Origin of the sequence: Arthrobacter sp. G.S.26 (genome assembly GCF_050847375.1) — a bacterium.
Lineage (GTDB): Bacteria > Actinomycetota > Actinomycetes > Actinomycetales > Micrococcaceae > Arthrobacter.
Genome location: NZ_CP193752.1, coordinates 330,037 through 347,904, shown reverse-complemented (window position 1 = coordinate 347,904; position 17,868 = coordinate 330,037). Strand labels below are relative to the sequence as shown.

At 67.8% G+C, this 17,868-nt stretch carries 18 protein-coding genes and 1 tRNA gene; 7 read left to right on the top strand and 12 right to left on the bottom strand.

The annotated features are described in order from the left end of the window. Positions 1-3: 3 nt before the first annotated feature. From ACRB8A_RS01680 to ACRB8A_RS01665, 4 genes are all read right to left on the bottom strand, one after another. The gene (locus ACRB8A_RS01680) at positions 4-306 is read right to left on the bottom strand and encodes an urease subunit gamma (protein WP_050684208.1); all 303 of its coding nucleotides are present in this window, start codon (positions 304-306) and stop codon (positions 4-6) included. 96 nt (positions 307-402) lie between these two features. Continuing rightward, entirely contained in the window at positions 403-1,407 is a 1,005-nt protein-coding gene (locus ACRB8A_RS01675) for a LacI family DNA-binding transcriptional regulator (protein ID WP_050684207.1), read from the bottom strand. Between the two features lie 115 nt (positions 1,408-1,522). Continuing rightward, a complete protein-coding gene (locus ACRB8A_RS01670) occupies positions 1,523-2,107 on the bottom strand; it encodes an HhH-GPD-type base excision DNA repair protein (RefSeq protein WP_285241111.1) in 585 nt (194 codons plus the stop codon). A 60-nt stretch (positions 2,108-2,167) separates the two neighbouring features. Then, positions 2,168-3,658, bottom strand: coding sequence for an alpha-N-arabinofuranosidase (locus tag ACRB8A_RS01665; protein ID WP_056601767.1), 1,491 nt, complete (start codon positions 3,656-3,658; stop codon positions 2,168-2,170). Between the two features lie 214 nt (positions 3,659-3,872). On the opposite strand from ACRB8A_RS01665, the gene ACRB8A_RS01660 reads away from it, so the two are divergent. Beyond that, complete coding sequence (locus tag ACRB8A_RS01660) at positions 3,873-4,682, top strand: antitermination regulator (protein ID WP_432245437.1); 810 nt, start codon at positions 3,873-3,875, stop codon at positions 4,680-4,682. A 30-nt stretch (positions 4,683-4,712) separates the two neighbouring features. On the opposite strand, the gene araA is transcribed toward ACRB8A_RS01660, so the two are convergent. The 4 genes from araA to ACRB8A_RS01640 all read right to left on the bottom strand — a co-directional run bounded on the left by araA (position 4,713) and on the right by ACRB8A_RS01640 (position 9,911). Next, positions 4,713-6,233 (bottom strand): L-arabinose isomerase, encoded by a 1,521-nt coding sequence (gene araA, locus ACRB8A_RS01655; protein WP_050684204.1) that lies wholly within the window; start codon positions 6,231-6,233, stop codon positions 4,713-4,715. A gap of 29 nt (positions 6,234-6,262) precedes the next feature. Continuing rightward, entirely contained in the window at positions 6,263-6,961 is a 699-nt protein-coding gene (locus ACRB8A_RS01650; protein WP_285241219.1) for an L-ribulose-5-phosphate 4-epimerase, read from the bottom strand. Next, entirely contained in the window at positions 6,958-8,688 is a 1,731-nt protein-coding gene (gene araB, locus ACRB8A_RS01645; RefSeq protein ID WP_432245436.1) for a ribulokinase, read from the bottom strand. Before araB ends, ACRB8A_RS01650 begins: the two co-directional genes overlap by 4 nt. A 209-nt stretch (positions 8,689-8,897) precedes the next feature. Beyond that, positions 8,898-9,911 (bottom strand): LacI family DNA-binding transcriptional regulator, encoded by a 1,014-nt coding sequence (locus tag ACRB8A_RS01640; protein ID WP_285241113.1) that lies wholly within the window; start codon positions 9,909-9,911, stop codon positions 8,898-8,900. 71 nt (positions 9,912-9,982) lie between these two features. Between ACRB8A_RS01640 and ACRB8A_RS01635 the strand changes: the two genes are divergently transcribed. Both ACRB8A_RS01635 and ACRB8A_RS01630 read left to right on the top strand, forming a co-directional pair. After that, entirely contained in the window at positions 9,983-10,192 is a 210-nt protein-coding gene (locus ACRB8A_RS01635; protein ID WP_050684200.1) for a DUF4287 domain-containing protein, read from the top strand. A 29-nt stretch (positions 10,193-10,221) separates the two neighbouring features. Further along, the gene (locus ACRB8A_RS01630; RefSeq protein WP_432245435.1) at positions 10,222-11,388 is read left to right on the top strand and encodes an SGNH/GDSL hydrolase family protein; all 1,167 of its coding nucleotides are present in this window, start codon (positions 10,222-10,224) and stop codon (positions 11,386-11,388) included. 63 nt (positions 11,389-11,451) lie between these two features. Here ACRB8A_RS01630 and ACRB8A_RS01625 read toward each other — a convergent pair. Further along, positions 11,452-11,524: transfer RNA gene (locus ACRB8A_RS01625), tRNA-Lys, on the bottom strand. A gap of 187 nt (positions 11,525-11,711) precedes the next feature. Here ACRB8A_RS01625 and ACRB8A_RS01620 point away from each other — a divergent pair. The 4 genes from ACRB8A_RS01620 (at position 11,712) to ACRB8A_RS01605 (ending at position 14,866) form a co-directional block, all read left to right on the top strand. Continuing rightward, positions 11,712-12,371 carry a hypothetical protein gene (locus tag ACRB8A_RS01620; protein ID WP_050684198.1) on the top strand — a complete coding sequence of 220 codons (660 nt, stop codon included), beginning with the start codon at positions 11,712-11,714 and terminating at the stop codon, positions 12,369-12,371. Positions 12,372-12,660: 289 nt separating this feature from the next. After that, positions 12,661-13,278, top strand: a complete 618-nt coding sequence (locus ACRB8A_RS01615) for a DUF47 domain-containing protein (RefSeq protein WP_050684197.1) — start codon at positions 12,661-12,663, stop codon at positions 13,276-13,278. A gap of 1 nt (position 13,279) precedes the next feature. Continuing rightward, positions 13,280-14,293, top strand: a complete 1,014-nt coding sequence (locus ACRB8A_RS01610; protein ID WP_056601618.1) for an inorganic phosphate transporter — start codon at positions 13,280-13,282, stop codon at positions 14,291-14,293. A 165-nt stretch (positions 14,294-14,458) separates the two neighbouring features. Further along, complete coding sequence (locus ACRB8A_RS01605) at positions 14,459-14,866, top strand: hypothetical protein (RefSeq protein ID WP_050684195.1); 408 nt, start codon at positions 14,459-14,461, stop codon at positions 14,864-14,866. 69 nt (positions 14,867-14,935) lie between these two features. Here ACRB8A_RS01605 and pstB read toward each other — a convergent pair whose 3' ends face one another. The 3 genes from pstB to pstC form a co-directional block, all read right to left on the bottom strand. After that, positions 14,936-15,715, bottom strand: coding sequence for a phosphate ABC transporter ATP-binding protein PstB (gene pstB / locus ACRB8A_RS01600; protein WP_050684194.1), 780 nt, complete (start codon positions 15,713-15,715; stop codon positions 14,936-14,938). 61 nt (positions 15,716-15,776) lie between these two features. Next, entirely contained in the window at positions 15,777-16,889 is a 1,113-nt protein-coding gene (gene pstA, locus ACRB8A_RS01595; RefSeq protein WP_050684193.1) for a phosphate ABC transporter permease PstA, read from the bottom strand. Next, positions 16,890-17,822, bottom strand: coding sequence for a phosphate ABC transporter permease subunit PstC (gene pstC / locus ACRB8A_RS01590; protein WP_050684192.1), 933 nt, complete (start codon positions 17,820-17,822; stop codon positions 16,890-16,892). Positions 17,823-17,868: the final 46 nt, after the last annotated feature.

The window sequence follows — 17,868 nt, the reverse complement described above, 5'->3', positions numbered from 1 at the left end:
CCTTCAGCGGATGGGGTCGTGGACGGTGACCAGTTTGGTGCCGTCCGGGAAGGTGGCCTCGATCTGCACGTCATGGATCATCTCCGGGACACCTTCCATCACGTCCTCCCGGCGCAGCAGTGTGGTGCCGTAGCTCATCAGGTCGGCCACCGTGCGGCCGTCCCGGGCCCCTTCGATCAGCTCGTAGCTGATGATGGCCACGGCTTCGGGATGGTTGAGCTTGAGTCCGCGGCCCTGGCGCCGCCGGGCCAGGTCGGCGGCCACCACGATCAGGAGCTTCTCCTGCTCACGCGGCATCAGATGCATGGACTTCCCTTCAACGGCCTGTGGGTGGCACCACACTAAGTGTCAAAGGTTTCGGGGACGTTTCAGGCGTGTAATGGGCCGCTCTCCAGGGCCCGGCTAGGGCGCAGATTCCCGGATCTTCAGCTCGAACGCAGCCTCGACGTGGACTCCGGACGCCGCCGTTTCGGTCCCGCTGATCCGGTCCAGCAGCAGGCTGATGGACCGCTCGGCGATCTCGTCCATGCCGGGCGAGACGGTGGTCAGGGAGGGTGAGGCGAAGCGGGCCTCGTCGATGTCGTCGAACCCTGCCACCGCAACATCCTGCGGCACCCGCACGCCCCGGATCAGCAGTTCGTGCATGGCGCCGAGGGCCAGTGCATCGTTCAGCCCGAACACGGCGTCGAACTCCACCCCGGCATCCAGCAGGCCTGCCACGGCGGCTGCCCCGGCGTCGCGGCGCCAGTCGCCCTTGGTGACAAGCGCGGGGTCGAAGGGGACACCCGCCTCGGCGAGGGCTTCCCGGTAGCCGGTCAGCCGCAGCCCGCCACCGCCGGCAGTCTCGTCCGCGTGTGCCCCGAGGACGGCGATCCGGCGGCGGCCGCCCGCCAGCAGGTGCCGGGTGAGGGCGGCGGCGGCTTCCTGGTTCTTCATGGTCACGAGGTCAAAGCGCGGATCCACCACGTGCTCGCCCAGCATCACCAGGGGCTTGGTGCCCACCCGGGCGGAGATGTCGTCCGCGTCCATCGCCAGCGGCGTGAACAACAGGCCGTCCGTCAGTTGCCGGAAGGGGCCCTGCAGGGCCTTGCGTTCCGCGGCCTGCCCGGCGCCCGACTGCTCCACAAGGACGCGGTAGCCGCGCCGGGAGGCTGCCGTCATCAGCCGGGAGGCCAGCTCCGCGTAGTACGGCGCGGAAAGGTCGGACAGGACCAGGCCCAGCATGGAGGTCTTACCGGAGCGCAGGCTCCGGGCGGTGAGGTTGGCTTCGTAGCCCAGCTCGGCAATGGCATCCTCGACCCGCTGCTTCGTGGCGGGCCTGATGAACTCGTAGTCGTTCAACACGTTGGAGACAGTTTTCAGCGAAACACCGGCCGCCCGTGCAACGTCATTCATGGTGACCGCCATCAAGGGCTCCTTCGTGTGATCCTGCCGCGTTCCGGATACATCGTTGCAGAACCGGCGGGCCCGCACCGAATCCGCCGCAACAGTGGCAGCCCGGCACCCATCCCGGGCACTGTCCTCAGGCTTTGGCGGCCTTCGCTGCGGCCTTGGCGGCCTGCTTGCTGGCCCTGACTTTGACCAGGGATTCCGGATCCACAATGTCAGCCACGGAAAGGTAGGAACCTGCCTCACCGTAATGGCCCGCAGCCTCCTGCCACCCGGCCGCCGAAAGCCCGCACTGTTTACCCAGCAGCGCCAGGAAGATCCGCGCTTTCTGCTCACCGAATCCGGGCAGCGCCTTGAGCCGTCGGAGCACCTCTGCGCCGTCGGGACCGTCCTGGGTCCAGATATTGGTGGCGTCCCCGCCCCACTCGCCCTGCACGGCTTCCGCCAACGCCTGGACGCGGCCGGCCATGGAGCCGGGGAACCGGTGCACAGCCGGGCGTTCCTTGAAGAGCTCCACAAAAGCCTCAGGGTTGTGGGCGGCGATGGCCGCCGGTTCCACCGAGCCCAGGCGGGTCCGGATCTTTTCCGGCCCGGCAAACGCGGATTCCATGGTGACCTGCTGGTCCAGCAGCATTCCGGTCAGCAACGCAAAAGCGTCCTCACTCAACAACTTGTCCGCGGCGGGATCCCCCGTGATGTACAGCTCCATGCCGTCCATCCTCCCACCTGCGGCCGCCGTCGTCATGAGGACGCCTGCGCCGGGCCGTGCAGTGCCGGGTCAGGAACCCACGGACAGCCTGATCATGGACCAGGACACGGCGGGCAGCTCTGCCGTGAGCCGGCCGCCGTCGGCCTTGACCGTGACGTTTTCCGCGGGCAGCACCGAGGTGGAATCGTCAGCGGTGGCCTGCCAGTACGGGTCCTTGTTGGTGTAGGTCAGCGCCTCCACCACGCTCACGTTCCCCAGCGCGGACACAACGGCGTCCAGGCTGAGCGCGTCAGTGGCGGAGCGGTTGACGGCGAACACCACCGCCTCGCCCTTGTCCGCGTCGTAGGTGGCAACGGCTGAGACGGCGGCAAAGTCGGCCGTTTTTCCGCCGCTGACCAGCGGGGATTCGACGGCGAGCTGCAGCACGGTGCCGGCTGCGTGCCGGGAGGTCAGCGCAAACGGGTGGAACGTGGTCTGCTTCCAGGCGCGGCCGCCCGGCTCGGTCATGATGGGGGCGATGACGTTGACCAACTGGGCCAGGCTGGCCGAGTGGACGCGGTCCGTGTTGCGGAGCAGGGTGATCAGCAGGTCGCCCACCACCACGGCGTCGGCCACGGTGTAGGTGTCCTCCAGGAGGACGGGGGCGACGGGCCAGTCCTTGCCGGTGGGGACCTTGGATTCGTCGCGGCTCATGTGCCAGACGTTCCACTCGTCGAAGGAGATGTTGACCTGACGGCTGGACTTCCGGACCGACTTCACGTGGTCGATGTGGCTGACGATGTCGCGGATGAAGGTTTCCATCCGGTGCCCGGAGGCCAGGTGTTCCTGCAGGTCGCCGAAGTCCTCGAAGTACATGTGGGCGGAGATCAGGTCCACCACGTCGTAGGTTTCAGTGAGCACCACCCGCTCCCATTCGCCGAACGTGTCCATGGTGGGGCCTGAGCTGCCGCAGGCAACCAGTTCAAGGTCCGGGTCGATCATGCGCATGCCGCGGGCCGTGTCGGCCGCCAGCCGGCCGTATTCCTGCGCGTTTTTGTGTCCGATCTGCCAGGGACCGTCCATTTCGTTGCCCAGGCACCACATTTTGATGCCGTAACCCTCCGGGGCGCCGTTGCTCCGGCGCTGTTCGGAGAAGTCCGTTCCGCCGTCGATGTTGCAGTATTCGAGCAGGTCCAGGGCTTCCTGGGTGCCCCTGGTACCCAGGTTGACGGCCATCATGGGTTCAACGCCGGCCTTGGCGGACCACTTGGCGAACTCGTCCACACCCACCAGGTTGGGGTCGGTGGAGTGCCAGGCCAGGTCCAGCCGCACGGGACGCTGGCCGGCCGGGCCCACGCCGTCTTCCCAGCGGTAGCCGGAGACAAAGTTTCCGCCGGGGTAGCGGATGGTGGAGACGCCCAGCTCGCGGGTCAGGTCCAGGACATCGCCGCGGAAGCCGTCCTCGTCCGCGGTGGGGTGCTCCGGTTCGAAGATGCCGGTGTAGACGCACCGGCCCAGGTGTTCGACGAAGGATCCGAAGGTGCGCCGCCGGACGGGTCCCACCGCGAACGCGGGATCCATGGTGATCTTCGCTGCGGACTGGTCTGCTGTGGTCACGAAAAAACTTCCTTGTCTGTGTTTTACAACGTTATAGAAATATTGTTGACGGTCCCCGGCACGGAGTCAAGCACTGCCCGGCGGAACACGCACCAAGTAGTCCCCCGCAGCAAAGTCGAGTACCGCTTACCCATTCACCGGCGCCGGATACCGCATTAGGTTCTATCTCAGGGCAGGGATGTTTCCCCAGCCTGAGTACCTGGCTCACGAGGGGGTGTGGGGGTCCATTCAGACTCACTACGTACGCGCAGATTTCCCGGACCATCTGGCCCGGGTGCTGAACGGGGCCGGCGACGAGGAAGCCTTTGAGACCGAGGCTTCTCCCCCAGCCGTCGCCGGCCCTCTTTTTCGTCCGGCCCCAACCGTCACGGACGCCCAGCGCATGGAAGCGCTCCTGGACCCGGTGGCGGATGCCGATGATCTAACCGGCTCCATCGAGCTGCTGGTGGCGGCTGCTGCCCGCGCCGTGATCCTGGAAATTGGTGGTGGATCTTCCGCTCATCCCGCGTCCGTGACGGCGCTCGACTGCGGACTGGTGGTAAGCGGGTCCGGCCGTCCGGTTGCCCGCCACGGCACGTCAGCCAGGGCCGCGGCGCTGCTGGACCGGGGCGTTCCCGCCACCGCCGCCGGAACGGGAACGGGCGAGGGGCCGGTGGCGGAGGTCCTGGCCGGCGGGCCGCCGGTGGTGGTCCTGCAGGGTGCCGCCGACATCCGCTGGCCCGGCTACTCCACCCGCCTGGCCGGGGCGGGGTTCGGCAGCATGCTGGCGGTCCGGCTCAGGCTCCGGCCGGGCGCTTCGGCCGCCTTGGTTTTCTTTGTGCCGGATCCCGCCGCGTTTCCCCTGCCGGCGATAGCGGCGGCGCGCGCGTTTGCGGTCCTTGCCGGCAGGAGCCTGCAGCTGGCCCTCGACCTGCACAACGCCGGAGCCATGGTGGCCGCGGAGATCCTGGCCGACTGGCCGGACACCCGGACGCTCTCACACCGGTGAGGTGCTAGGCGTCCGGGCCGAAACCGGACCCTAAAGCCCGCCGGCGAGCTTGTAGTACGCGGCGTTCCAGTTCAGGTCCTTCTTGAACTGGCGGATGGTGGTGTCCTCATCGATGGTCAACAGCTCGGTCTTGGCGATTTCGGCGAAGTCCTCAAACACGTCCATCCCTACCTGCGTGGACAGCACCGTGTGGTGCGCGGCGCCGGCCGTGAGCCAGGCCGCGGCGGAGGTGGCGAAGTCCGGCTGGGGCTTCCAGAGGGCACGGGCGACGGGCAGGTTGGGCAGGGGCTGGTCCAGCGGCACCACGTCCACGGCGTTGGCCACCAGGCGGAACCGGTCGCGCATGTCGGACAGGGCGACGACGACGCCAGCGGAGGCATCGGCGTCGAACACCAGGCGGACGGGATCTTCCTTGCCGCCGATGCCCAGCGGGTGGATTTCCAGGCGGGGCTTGGTGGCGGTCAGCGACGGGCAGACCTCCAGCATGTGTGCGCCGAGGATCTTCTCCGAGCCCGGCTCCAGGTGGTAGGTGTAGTCCTCCATCAGGGAGGCTCCGCCGGGGAGTTCCCCGCCCATCACCTTGGCGGCGCGGACCAGGATGGCTGTCTTCCAGTCACCCTCGGCGCCGAAGCCGTAGCCGGCGGCCATCAGCCGCTGGACGGCCAGGCCGGGCAGTTGGCGGAGGGCGCCCAGGTCCTCAAAGGACGTGGTGAACGCCGCGGACCCGTTGGCTTCCAGGAAGCTGCGCAGCCCAAGTTCGATCCTCGCACCGTAGCGGAGCGAGTCGTGCCGGGCCGCGCCTGCGCGGAGTTCCGGGACCACATCGTAAAGCTCCTCGTATTCCGTCACCAGGGAGTCGACGTCGGCCTCCGCTGCCCCGTGGACGGCGTCGGCGAGTTCGTTGACGGACCAGGTGTTGACCGAGACGCCGAAGCGCAGCTCGGCCTCGGTCTTGTCGCCTTCGGTGACGGCGACGTTGCGCATGTTGTCGCCGAATCGGGTGAGCTTGAGGGTGCGGACGGCGGCCCAGCCGGCGGCGGCGCGCTGCCAGGACCCCACCTGCCGGGACACCTCGGGGTTGGAGACGTGCCCCACCACGGTCTTGCGGGCGATGCCCAGGCGGGACTGGATGTAGCCGAACTCGCGGTCGCCGTGGGCGGCCTGGTTGAGGTTCATGAAGTCGAAGTCAATGTCCGCCCAGGGCAGGTCCCGGTTGGCCTGCGTGTGGAGGTGCAGCAGCGGCTTGCGGAGCAGGTCCAGGCCCTGGATCCACATCTTGGCGGGGCTGAACGTGTGCATCCAGGCGGTGACGCCGATGACCGAATCGTTCGAATTGGCCTCCAGCGCGGTCCGGCGGATGGCGTCGGAATCGGTCAGGACCGGCTTCCAGACGATCCGCACCGGCACCGAAGAGCTGGCGTTGAGCTGGTTGGCGATCTCCTGGGACTGGGCCGCCACCTGCTTGAGGACATCCTCGCCGTAGAGGTGCTGGCTGCCGGTGAGGAACCAGACCTCAAAGCCGTTGAGGGAGGTGCTTGCTGCGTTGGACATGGATTCTCCTGGAAGTTGGTGCCGGGCCACTACTGGCCGTAAACGTTCTGGTAGCGGGCGTAAAGGGAGTCGATGTGGCCCTGGTCGATGGACACCGGCTCGCCGAGCTGCCGCGAGATGTGCACGGTGCGTGCCACTTCCTCGCACATCACGGCTGCCTTCACGGCCGAGGTGGCGTCCTTGCCGATGGTGAACGGGCCATGGTTCTGCATCAGCACGGCCGGGGAGCTGGAGCCGCGGAGGGTCTCCACGATGCCTTGCCCGATCGAGTCGTCGCCGATCAGCGCGAACGGGCCCACCGGGATGGACCCGCCGAACTCGTCACCCATCATGGTGAGTACGCACGGGATCGCCTCGCCGCGGGCGGCCCAGGCGGTGGCGTAGGTGGAGTGGGTGTGGACCACGCCGCCCACCTCCGGCATGTGCCGGTAGACGTAGGCATGCGCTGCCGTGTCCGACGACGGCGACAGCGCCGGGTTGCCCCATTCCGCCCCGGCGTTGCCAGCCACGGGCACCCCGTAAAGGTCGGTGACCACCATCAGCTCGGGGGCCAGCCCGTCGTAGGAGACTCCGGAAGGCTTAATGACCATCAGGTCCTCGCCGGGGACCCGCGAAGAGACGTTCCCCGCCGTCCAGACCACCAGCTGGTACCGGGTCAGCTCGGCGTGCAGGGTGCAGACGTCGGCGCGGACTTTGGCAATGGTGTCCAGGATTCCTACGGCGCTCATGCGTTCACCCCGGCAACTGCCTCAGTGTCCGCCCCGGCTGCCGGGAGCGAGCCGGCGGCCCGCCGCTGGATGGCCTTGAGGCGGTGCATCACGTTGTTGGTGCCGCGGCCGAAGTAATCGTGCAGGGTCCGGTATTCCTGGAACAGCTCATCGTAGGCAGCCACGTTTTCCGGGATCGGGGTGTACACCTCGCCGGGTTCGGCGCCCATGGCGGCGGCGGCCACGCGGATGTCCGGGTACTTCCCGGCAGCCACGGCGGCGTGGATGGCTGAGCCGAGGGCCGGGCCCTGGGTGGAGCCGATGGTGGAGAGCTGCAGGCCGGTGACGTCGGAGTAGATCTGCATCAGGAGCCTGTTCTTCAGCAGGCCGCCGGCCACGATGAACTCCTTGACGGGTACTCCGGAGTCCCGGAAGGCGTCCACGATGGTGCGGGTGCCGAAGGCCGTGGCTTCAAGAAGTGCCCGGTAGGTGTCCTCGGGCCTGGTGGCGAGGGTCTGGCCCACCACGATGCCGGAGAGTTCGTGGTCCACCAGGACCGAGCGGTTGCCGGAGTGCCAGTCGAGGGCGATCAGCCCGTGCCCGCCGATGGCCTGTGCGGCGGCCAGTTCGGTGAGGTATTCGTGGATGCCCAGGCCGGCCTTCGCGGCGGCCTGGTGGTAGGCCGGCGGGACGCCGTGCTTGGTGAACCAGCCGAAGATGTCGCCAACGCCGGACTGGCCCGCCTCGTAGCCCCAGAGCCCGTCCACGATGCCACCGTCCACCACCCCGCACATGCCGGGTACTTCGCGGAGTTCGGTGCCGTTCATCACGTGGCAGGTGGAGGTACCCATGATGGCCACCAGCTGGCCCGGGTCAACGGCCCTGGCTGCGGGCGCGGTGACGTGGGCGTCAACGTTGCCCACGGCCACGGCGATGCCTTCCGGCAGTCCGGTCCAGGCCGCAGCTTCGGCGGTGAGGTAGCCGGCGGCGTCACCCAGCCGGCCAATGGTGTGTTCGAGTTTGGTGCTGACGAAGTCCTCGAACCCGGGGTTGAGGGCGGCCAGGAAGTCCCCGGACGGGTAGCGGCCGTCCTGGTAGATCCCCTTGTAGCCTGCGGTGCAGGCGTTGCGGACGTACTGGCCGCAGAGCTGCCAGACGATCCAGTCGGCGGCTTCCACCCAGTGGTCCATCGCCGCGTAGGCCCCGGGGTCCTCTTCCAGCAGCTGCAGGCCCTTGGCGAATTCCCATTCCGAGGAAATCAGGCCGCCGTAACGCGCCAGCCAGGCCTCGCCGCGTTCCGCGGCAAGCTCGTTGATCCGGTCCGCCTGGGGCTGGGCCGCGTGGTGCCGCCAGAGCTTCACGTAGGCGTGTGGCCGGTTGGCGAAACCGGCCACCTCGTTCAGGGGCGTGCCATCGGCCTTGGTGGGCACCATGGTGCAGGCGGTGAAGTCAGTGGCGATTCCGACGACGGCGGCCGGATCGATCCCGGCGTCGGCCACGGCTGCCGGGACGGCGTTGCGCAGGACATCGCGGTAGTCGTTGGGGACCTGGAGGGCCCACTCGCCGGGAAGCCTGGCGGATCCGCCGGTGCTTGCGGGCAGGGCGTCGGTGACCACGGCGTGCGGGTAGTCGAATACACCGCTGCCCAGTTCCTTGCCGTCCCGCACGCGGACCACCACGGCGCGGCCCGAAAGGGTCCCATAATCCACGCCGACGACGTAAGCGTCCCGGCCTTCCACAGCGTCCATAAGAAGATTCCTTCAGTTGCTGCCGCCACTTCGCGGCCTGAAACTATTGTGAGCGCTAACAAGATGTGAGTCAAGGGCATCGGGCGCCCGGTGGCGCTGAATCTGCCCACCTTTGCCGCCTGGCACCCCGGTGACGACGGCGGGTCGCCGGGACACGCCGTCGGCCGCCTCAAAGGTGGGGATATCAGCGGCAGGGCTGCCGGAACGGGTCAGGCGGGAGGTGCCGTGCTGGCCCGCAGCACCAGCTCGGGGGTCACCACGATGGAGCTGACGCCGGCGCCGGCTTCGATCTCCTTCAGCATGGCGTCGATGCAGCGCCGGCCCAACTCCTCGAAGTCCTGCCGGACGGTGGACAGCGGCGGCGTGAAGTACCCCGCTTCGGGCTGGTCGTCGAAGCCCACCACGGAGACGTCGTCGGGCACTTTCACCCCGGCCTCCGCGAAGGCACGCAGCAGGCCCAGCGCCATCTGGTCGTTCCCCACAAAAAGGGCCGTCGCCGTGAGCCCGGCAGCGAGGGTCCGGCCGATCCCGTAACCGCTGCCGGCACTCCAGTCCCCCTCCAGCAGGAGATTGTCCGGCAGGCCGGCGTCGCGCAGGGCATCCCGCCAGCCTTCCGCGCGTTCGGACCCATCTGTCCAGTCCTGCGGCCCCGACACGTGGCCGATCCGCCGGTGCCCCTGCGCAATAAGATGCTCGACGGCGATCCTGGCGCCCCGGCGCTGGTCCACCATGGCGCCGCTCACCGCGCCGCTGCCCGCGGATCCCACGGCCACCACCGGGACGGGCAGGTTCAGTTCCTCCAGCGTCAGCAGGGTATCCGCGTGCGGCACCAGGACCACAATGCCATCCACTGCCTGGTCCATAAAGTGGTTCACGGCGTCGGAAATAGCCTCCCGGCCCACCTCCCGCAGCGCGGCGATGCTGACAAAATATCCGGCGTCCCTGGCGGCCTGCTCCACCCCCAGCAACGTGTTGGCCGGACCGTACTGGGACAGCTCGCTGGCCAGCACCCCGATGGTCTGCGAGCGCCGGGTGACCAGGCTCCGGGCGGCCGTGTTCCGCCGGTAGCCCAGCTGGGCTATTGCCGCTTCCACCTTTTCCCGCGTGGCGCTGCTGACGTTGGGGTGGTTGTTGACCACCCGCGAGACGGTCTGGTGCGAAACCCCGGCGATGTCAGCCACGTCCTCGAGACGCGGCATCCTGCCCTTGCTGCTGTTTGCCATGTGCCTATTCTGCCGGTGCCGGCGGGGCGTGGTGCTCCCCGCGCCCCGCCGGACCGTGCTGGAATGGCTGGATGAGCGAAAACGTCAAGGGCCCGCGGTCCTACTTCCCTTCCATTGAAGCCAAGTACGGCCAGCCTGCTGAGCATTGGCTGGCGGCGCTGGATGCCGTGGCCGGGCTCAAGCACGCGGAACAGGTGACCTGGCTGAAGTCCGTGCACGGCATGGGCCACGGCCACGCCAATGCGCTGGTCCACGTGTACCGCGCCGGGCAGGGGAGCTAAGCCATCGTCGCCATCTTGCGGGGCCGCGCGTGAGCTCCGACCTGTCCCCCGCCGCCGTGGCAGCGGCGGTCCGCGGCGCCCTGGACGTCAGCCACGGGCCCGGGGGGACCGTGATCCGCCGGCTGCCGGCCTGGGCGCAGGCGCAGTTCGGTGGCGACGTTGCCCTGCACAACGCCAATTCCACAGCCTCCGGGGTCCGGCTCGACTTTGAGACGGAGGCGGCCTGGCTGGAAATCGAGGCCACCTTCATCCGGGAGTCCGCCGCCTGGCGGTGGCGTCCGCTGCAGCCCGCAGCCATCAGCGTCACCGGCCCGGACGGGTTCGAGGAAAGCCGCCTGGTCAGCGACGGGGACGTGGTGGAAACCTTTCCCGACCGCCCTCCGGTCCTGACGCCGGGCGCCCCCTCAGTGCTGCGGTTCGAGCTCCCCGGCCCCCGCCGCCGCCGGACCGTTTCCGTTTGGCTGCCGCACCGCGGCCGGCTCAGGATCCATGCTGTCCGCGCCGGGGAGCCGCTGCGGCCGGCGCCACGCCGGGAACCGCGATGGGTCCACTACGGCAGTTCCATCAGCCAGGCCTCGCACGCGGACACGCCACTGGGCGTGTGGCCGGTGATCGCCGCCCGGAACCTGGGCCTGGACCTGTTCAACCTGGGGCTGGCCGGCTCCGCGCACCTCGACCAGTTCGTGGCGCGGACCATCCGGGACCAGCCTGCCGGGCTCATCACACTGAAGGTGGGCATCAACATCATCAACAGCGCCAGCCTGCGGCGCCGGACCTTCGCCCCGGCCCTGCACGGGTTCCTGGACACCATCCGGGACGGCCACCCGGAGACGCCGCTGGTGCTGATCTCCCCCATTCACTGCCCGGAGCACGAGCAGGGACCGGGCCCGTCCCGGCTGGTGGACGGCGCCTTCCTGGCCACGGACCTTCCCCGCCGGCCCAACGACGGGCTGCTCACCCTGCAGGATGCCCGGGACATCATCGCCGGCGCCGTGGCGCAGCGGCAGGCCGACGACGGCAACCTCCACTACGTGGACGGGCTGGAACTCTTCGGCGCCGCCGACGCCGCCCACCTGCCGGACCGGCTGCATCCGGACCCGGCGGGGTACGCCCTGATCGGCCGGCGCTTCACGGACGTTGCCGCGGGTGCCGCCTGGCTGCCGGCCTCCGCTGGGCCGCGGGTTGCCGGCATGTAGTCCCGGAATGCAGAAATCCCCCGGCAACCAGAGCGGCTGCCGGGGGATTACCACGTTCGCGGGTGGGCCCTGTGGGGTTCGAACCCACGACCCACGGATTAAAAGTCCGATGCTCTACCAACTGAGCTAAAGGCCCCAACCGGAGGTCCAAACGCAGAGCGTCGGCATCTTCCGGCCCAGTCCATTTCTGGACGTTAATACTCTAACCCATGAATCCGGCGCCTGGGCACGCGACCCGGGCGCCGCCGTCGTGCCTCTCCCTCCACGCCTGAAGGCCAGGGGGACGCTCGATTTCAGCGGCGGCACAGGAGTAGCGTGGGGGCATGAGCGAGCAAGCAGCACCTACTCCCTATGGCGGCGCAAACCGGCACCACAAGCCGAAGCCTTTCGCCCCCATCGATTTCGAGCCGTTTGCCGGCGGCGCGGACCCGGCGCGGGTCTCCGAGGCCGCCCACCTTGCAGCCCAGGCGCTGGTCCGGCACGGCCGCGACAGCGACGACCCCGTCATCACCGAACGGCTGGTCCGCCTCGCCGACGAACAGGGCCTGGAAGCAATCGCCGAAATGTGGGCCGAAAGCCCCGCCCGGTCCCTGCCCGGCGCCTTGTGGCGGCTTTACGCCCTCCGCGCGGCAACGGTCCAGGATCCCGAGCGGATTTCCGTGTACTTCCGGGCCGGCAAGGACACGGCCCAGGTGGCCAACGTGGTGGCAGGTGCTGCTGAGCCGCCCGGAGCCGAGGAAATGACGGCCATGGCGGACGCCATCCTTTCGGGGGCGTTCGACGGCGAGTTCGACGTTGCGCTGGAACGTTCCGCCGCGTTTTGCCGCGTCGTGGCGCTGGGCCAGGCCACGATCGCCGACGGCGCCGAGCACTCCAACGAAGCCCATGCCAGCAAGCTGACCCGCAACTCCCACCAACTGGTGAAGACGGCCGAGGACCTTGAGCACGCTGCCAACGCCTGGCGGCTGGGCGAACTGGACTGACGGCCGCCCGCACCCGGGCCGCCGGATCTGTCAAGGTTGACTTGCGCGAATCAAAGTAGAACACTGAAACCGGTGCCGAGCCGCGAAACCCCCGGGCTTCAACATTCAGCCGCCTAGAGCGGCCTACCGCCGAGAGGCGTATCCGGTTCGGCACCATTTTTCTGTCCTCTTCCGGTCCCGTTCCAAGGCACCAGACCCGGGCCGGTAGAGTTAGCCCCAGTTGCGCGCCGGCGTCAAGTCACACGGCAGCAAACCCTGCCCTGTACTTTCCCCGGAGACCGGTAAACACGTGAAGCTGCGCCTTTTCCCCCAGGAGCCCGCCGGGCTGAACCTCCTCTCCCAGATGGCGCAGCAGATTGTGCTGGCCACGGCCACCCTGGCGGAAATCCTCGGCGTTCCGGCCTCCGAGCACGGCAAACTCGTTGACGACATGCACAACCATGAAGCCAGGTCCGCGGAACTGCACTTTGCGCTGCTGACCCATATGCGCACCAGCTTCGTGAACCCGCTCCCCCGCGAAGACATGTACGCCCTTTCCCGTTACCTCAACGAAGCCATGGAAAAGATGGACGCGGCAGCGGACCTGGTGGGTCTCTACAAGCTGGACCGGCTGCCCAAGCGCGCCGCGGACCAGCTGGAAATCATCAGCAGGCAGGCGGAGCTCACCGTGGACGCCATGCGCCGGCTGAACAACCTCGATGACCTCGAGGATTACTGGATCGAGATCCTGCGGCTGGCCAAGCGTGCGGAACGGACCCACCGGGTATGGGTTGCGGACATGATCGCCGACATGAAGTGGGCCCAGTACTCCCGCAACCGTGACATTGCCAACCAGCTGGTGGAAGTCACCAAGGACATGCGGCGCATCGCTACCCAGGTGGGTAGCATCATCGTCAAGGAATCCTGAAGTGACAGCTGTTATCTTCGGCGCGGTGGTGGTGCTCACCGCCGCGTTTGCTTTCCTCAACGGCTTCCGCGACGTTTCCACCTCTGTGGCCCTGGCCACCCGGACCAGGGCGCTGACCCCCAGCGTCGCCGTGCTGCTGGCCGCCTTCTTCAACCTGGTGGGGGCGCTCCTGAGCGCCAGCCTCGCCGTGGCTGTCGCCAGGACCTGGATCAGCCTTCCACCCGGCCCTGAGGGCCTGGGGATCCTGACTGCAGGCCTGGTCAGTTCCTGTGCGTGGGGGCTGCTGATGTGGCGGCGCGGAATTCCGGCGTCGTCGACCCACGCTTTGGTGGGCGGCCTGGCCGGCGCGGGGCTCGCGAGCCTGGCCGTCGGCGGCGGTGGCGTGGGAGGGGTGGACCAGTCGCTGCTGTTCCAGGTGATCCTGCCGCTGCTGCTGTCGCCGGTGGTGGCTTACAGCGGAGCTTTCCTGCTGGTTTATCCGGCCACCTGGGGCGCCCGTTACACCCAGCCCAATGTGGTGAACCAGCGCTTCCGGCGAAGCCAGGCCATTGCGGCCGGCGCGGTGGCCTTTGGGCATGGTCTCCAGGACGGCCAGCGCGTCAGTGCCGTCCTCCTGCTGGCACTGCTGGCTGCCGGTTATGCCGACGGCGGCTCCATTCCGGTGTGGGTTGCCCTGCTTTCCGCGGTGATGATCACCGCGGGGACCCTCTTTGGCGGCTGGCGCATCTCCTACACCATTGGCCACAAGATCACCCGGATCGATCCGCTACGGGGTTCAGTCGCGCAGATTTTCAGCGCCGTGATGCTGTTTGTGGGTGCCATCGGCCTGCACTGGCCGCTGTCCACCACGCACCTGGTGACCGCATCGGTCCTCGGCGCCGGGGAGAACCAGAACTTCTCCGTCACCAACCGCCGCCTGGTGATCCGGATCCTGGGTCTGTGGCTTCTGACCCCCGTGGCGGCGGCCGCCCTCGGGTTCGTGCTGGCCCTGGCGCTGACGCCGCTGGAGCACTGAACACCCGCGGGACCCTGTACAGGGCATCCGGGGTGACGTAAATTCGAGCATATGTTCCGCAAGGGGGCCGGAACTGCCGTTCGACGTCGTATGCAGGGCAGCGGACGGGTGCCGCTGCAGCGAATCGGCGGCTACGTATGCACCACATGGAAAAGAGCGCACGCCTTGTCCATCCCGAATCAACGGCGGCTCCCGCCCCAACCCCGGCAGCTCCGGTGCGGCAACTGCGGCACCGAACACCACCTGACCATCCACGCCGTCATTGCCCTGGGCAGTTCCGACGGGGACCTGGTCACGGTGTCCTACACCTGCGACGGCTGCCGGCTGTTCCATGAACACCCGGCATACTCGGCGGACGTCTCAGCAGCCCTCAACCAGGTGCGCGGAATAGCCGGCGTGATGGTTTTTGGCGAGGATTTCATCCACTGCGGATTTCCCATGGCAGGGACGGACCACGAGGTGGAACGGCTCAGCTACCGCAACGCCAACACCAACGCCGGGCTCAGCGCCATTTCGCTGCCAACGCGGGTGCTGAAGTGCCGCTGCGGGTTCCACTTGGAGGTCCCGGAATAACGGCAGGCCCCCGGGCGACGGCCTGCCGGAAACGGAAAACTGCCTCCTGGGTCCGCCGGCACCAGAGGTTTATCCGAAGCGGCCGGAGACGTAGTCTTCGGTGGCCTTCTGGGTGGGGTTGCTGAAGATGCCCTGGGTTTCGCCGAACTCGATCAGCTTGCCGGGCTTGCCGGTGCCGGCGATGTTGAAGAACGCGGTTTTGTCGGACACACGCGCGGCCTGCTGCATGTTGTGGGTCACGATCACCACCGTGTACTGGTCCTTGAGTTCGTTGATGAGGTCCTCGATGGCCAGCGTGGAGATGGGATCCAGGGCGGAGCAGGGCTCATCCATCAGGATCACCTGGGGTTCCACGGCGATGGCGCGGGCGATGCAGAGTCGCTGCTGCTGGCCGCCGGAAAGCCCGGAGCCGGGCTTCTCGAGGCGGTCCTTGACCTCATTCCACAGGTTGGCGCCCTGCAGGGAACGCTCCACCAGGACGTCGGCTTCGCCCTTGGAGATCTTTTTGTTGTTCAGTTTCACGCCGGCCAGGACGTTGTCCCGGATGGACATGGTGGGGAACGGGTTGGGCCGCTGGAACACCATGCCGATCTGCGAGCGGACCGTGACCGGGTCCACGCCGGGGCCATAGAGGTTGTCGCCGTCGAGCAGCACTTCCCCTTCAACGCGGGCGCCGGGGAGCACCTCGTGCATGCGGTTCAGCGTCCGCAGGAACGTGGACTTGCCGCAGCCGGAAGGCCCGATGAAGGCGGTGACGGACTTGGCCTCGATGTTGATGGTGACGTCCTCCACGGCGAGGAAATCGCCGTAGTACACGTTCAGGTCCTTGACGTCGATGCGCTTAGACATGGTATTCCTTCACTGACTGGGATGAATTGATGGGGGGTGGCCCGGGCGGGGCGGCTGGAGGTCAGCGGCCGGCTTTGGGCGCGAAGACGCGGGCGATCAGCCGGGCCGCGAGGTTCAACACCATCACCAGGATAATCAGCACCAGGGCGGCGCCCCACGCCCGCTGCGAGGACGGGTCCGGGTTGGCCGGCGAGGTGGGGTTCAGGATCTGCGTGTAGATGAAGGTGGGCAGCGAGGCCATCCACCCGCCGAAAACGTTGGAGTTGATGCTGGTGGCAAACCCGGCCGTCACCAGGATGGGGGCCGTCTCGCCGATGACGCGGGCGATCGCCAGGGTGACGCCGGACGCGATGCCGGAGATCGCCGTCGGGATGACCACCTTAAGGATGGTCCGCCACTTGCGCACGCCCAGGGCGTAGGCAGCCTCACGGAGTTCGTTGGGCACGATCTTCAGCATTTCCTCGCTGGAACGCACCACTACGGGGATCATCAGGACGGAAAGCGCGACGGCGGCCACGGCGCCGGTCTTGGTGCCCGGCCCCACCACCGCGAAGAAGAAGGCGGCCGCGAAGAGGCCCGCAACGATGGACGGGATTCCGGTCATCACGTCCACAAAGAACGTGATGGCCCGGGCCAGCCGGCCGTCATTGCCGTATTCCACCAGGTAGATCGCGGTGAGCAGGCCCACGGGAACGGAGATGATGGTGGCCAGCAGGGTGATCTGGATGGTGCCGAGGAGGGCGTGGTAAATGCCGCCCAGCACCGGGGCTCCGTCCTCCACCGCCCGGTTGTCATAGACGCCGGTGACGCCGTTCATGGAGCTGGTGAGGAAGCCGGGGGCCAGCAGGCCGGGGACTCCGTTGACCAGGACAGTCCAGATGACCGAGACCAGGGGCAGCAGCGCCACGAGGAACGAGCCAACCACCAGGCAGGTGGCCAGTTTGTCCTTGGCGCGGCGGCTGCCTTCGACGGCGGCGCTCCAGGACACCAGGCCCACGGCGAACAGGACGGCCGAGACGATGCCCCAGCCGAAAGCGTTGAAGCCCACCAGGGCCAGGATGGCGGCGCCGACGATCAATGCGGCCGCCAGGACCACCAGCGGGGCGTACTTGGGCAACTGGCCCTTGGTCAGCGCCGAGCGCTTGCTGCGCACGGGGGTGAGGGTGGAGGTCATTTAGTTGGCTCCCGAGAATTCTTTGTGCCGGCTGATGATCCAGCGCGCGAGCATGTTCACGGCCAGGGTGATGACAAACAGGACCAGGCCTGCGGCGATCAGCGTGCTGACCTTCAGTCCGCTCGCCTCGGGGAAGTTCAGGGCGATTTCCGCTGCGATGGTCTGGTTTCCGGACTGGATCAGGCTGGCGGTCAGTGCCCCGGAGGACAGCACCAGGGCCACGGCCATGGTTTCGCCCAGGGCACGGCCCAGGCCCAGCATGATGGCGCTGATGATTCCCGGCCGCGCAAACGGCAGGACGGACATCCGGATCATTTCCCAGCGGGTGGCGCCGAGCGCCAGGGCGGCCTCTTCATGCAGTTTGGGGGTCTGCAGGAAGATTTCGCGGGACAGGGACGTGATGATGGGCAGCACCATCACGGACAGGACGATGCCTGCGGTCAGGATGGTTTTGCCGGTGGCGGACGCCGGGCCCTGGAAGATGGGCAGCCAGCCCATGTTGTCGGCCAGCCAGTTGTAGATCGGCGAGATTTCCTTGGCCAGGAACGCTGCGCCCCAGGCGCCATAGACCACGGAGGGGATGGCAGCGAGCAGGTCCACCACGTAGCCCAGGCCGGCGGCGAGGCCGCGGGGGGCGAAGTGCGAGATGAACAGCGCCACGCCGATGGCGATCGGGGTGGCGATCACCAAGGCGATGACAGCGGCGATGAGCGTGCCCACCACGATGGGCCCGATGTAGGTGAAGAAGCCTGCGCCGCCCTGTATTTCGTCGGCGGGGGCGGTCAGGGCCGGGATGGCCTGGACCACAAGGAAGAGTGCGACGCCGAAAAGGACGGCGAGGATGAGGCAACCGGCGGCGAGCGCGGCGCCGGAGAAGACTTTATCCCCGGCGCGGCCTGCGCCCTGGGTGCTGGTCAGGGAGGTGGCGGTCATTCGACGGCCCTTCGATCGGGAAATGGAGCTGGCGGATGAAGCGGAC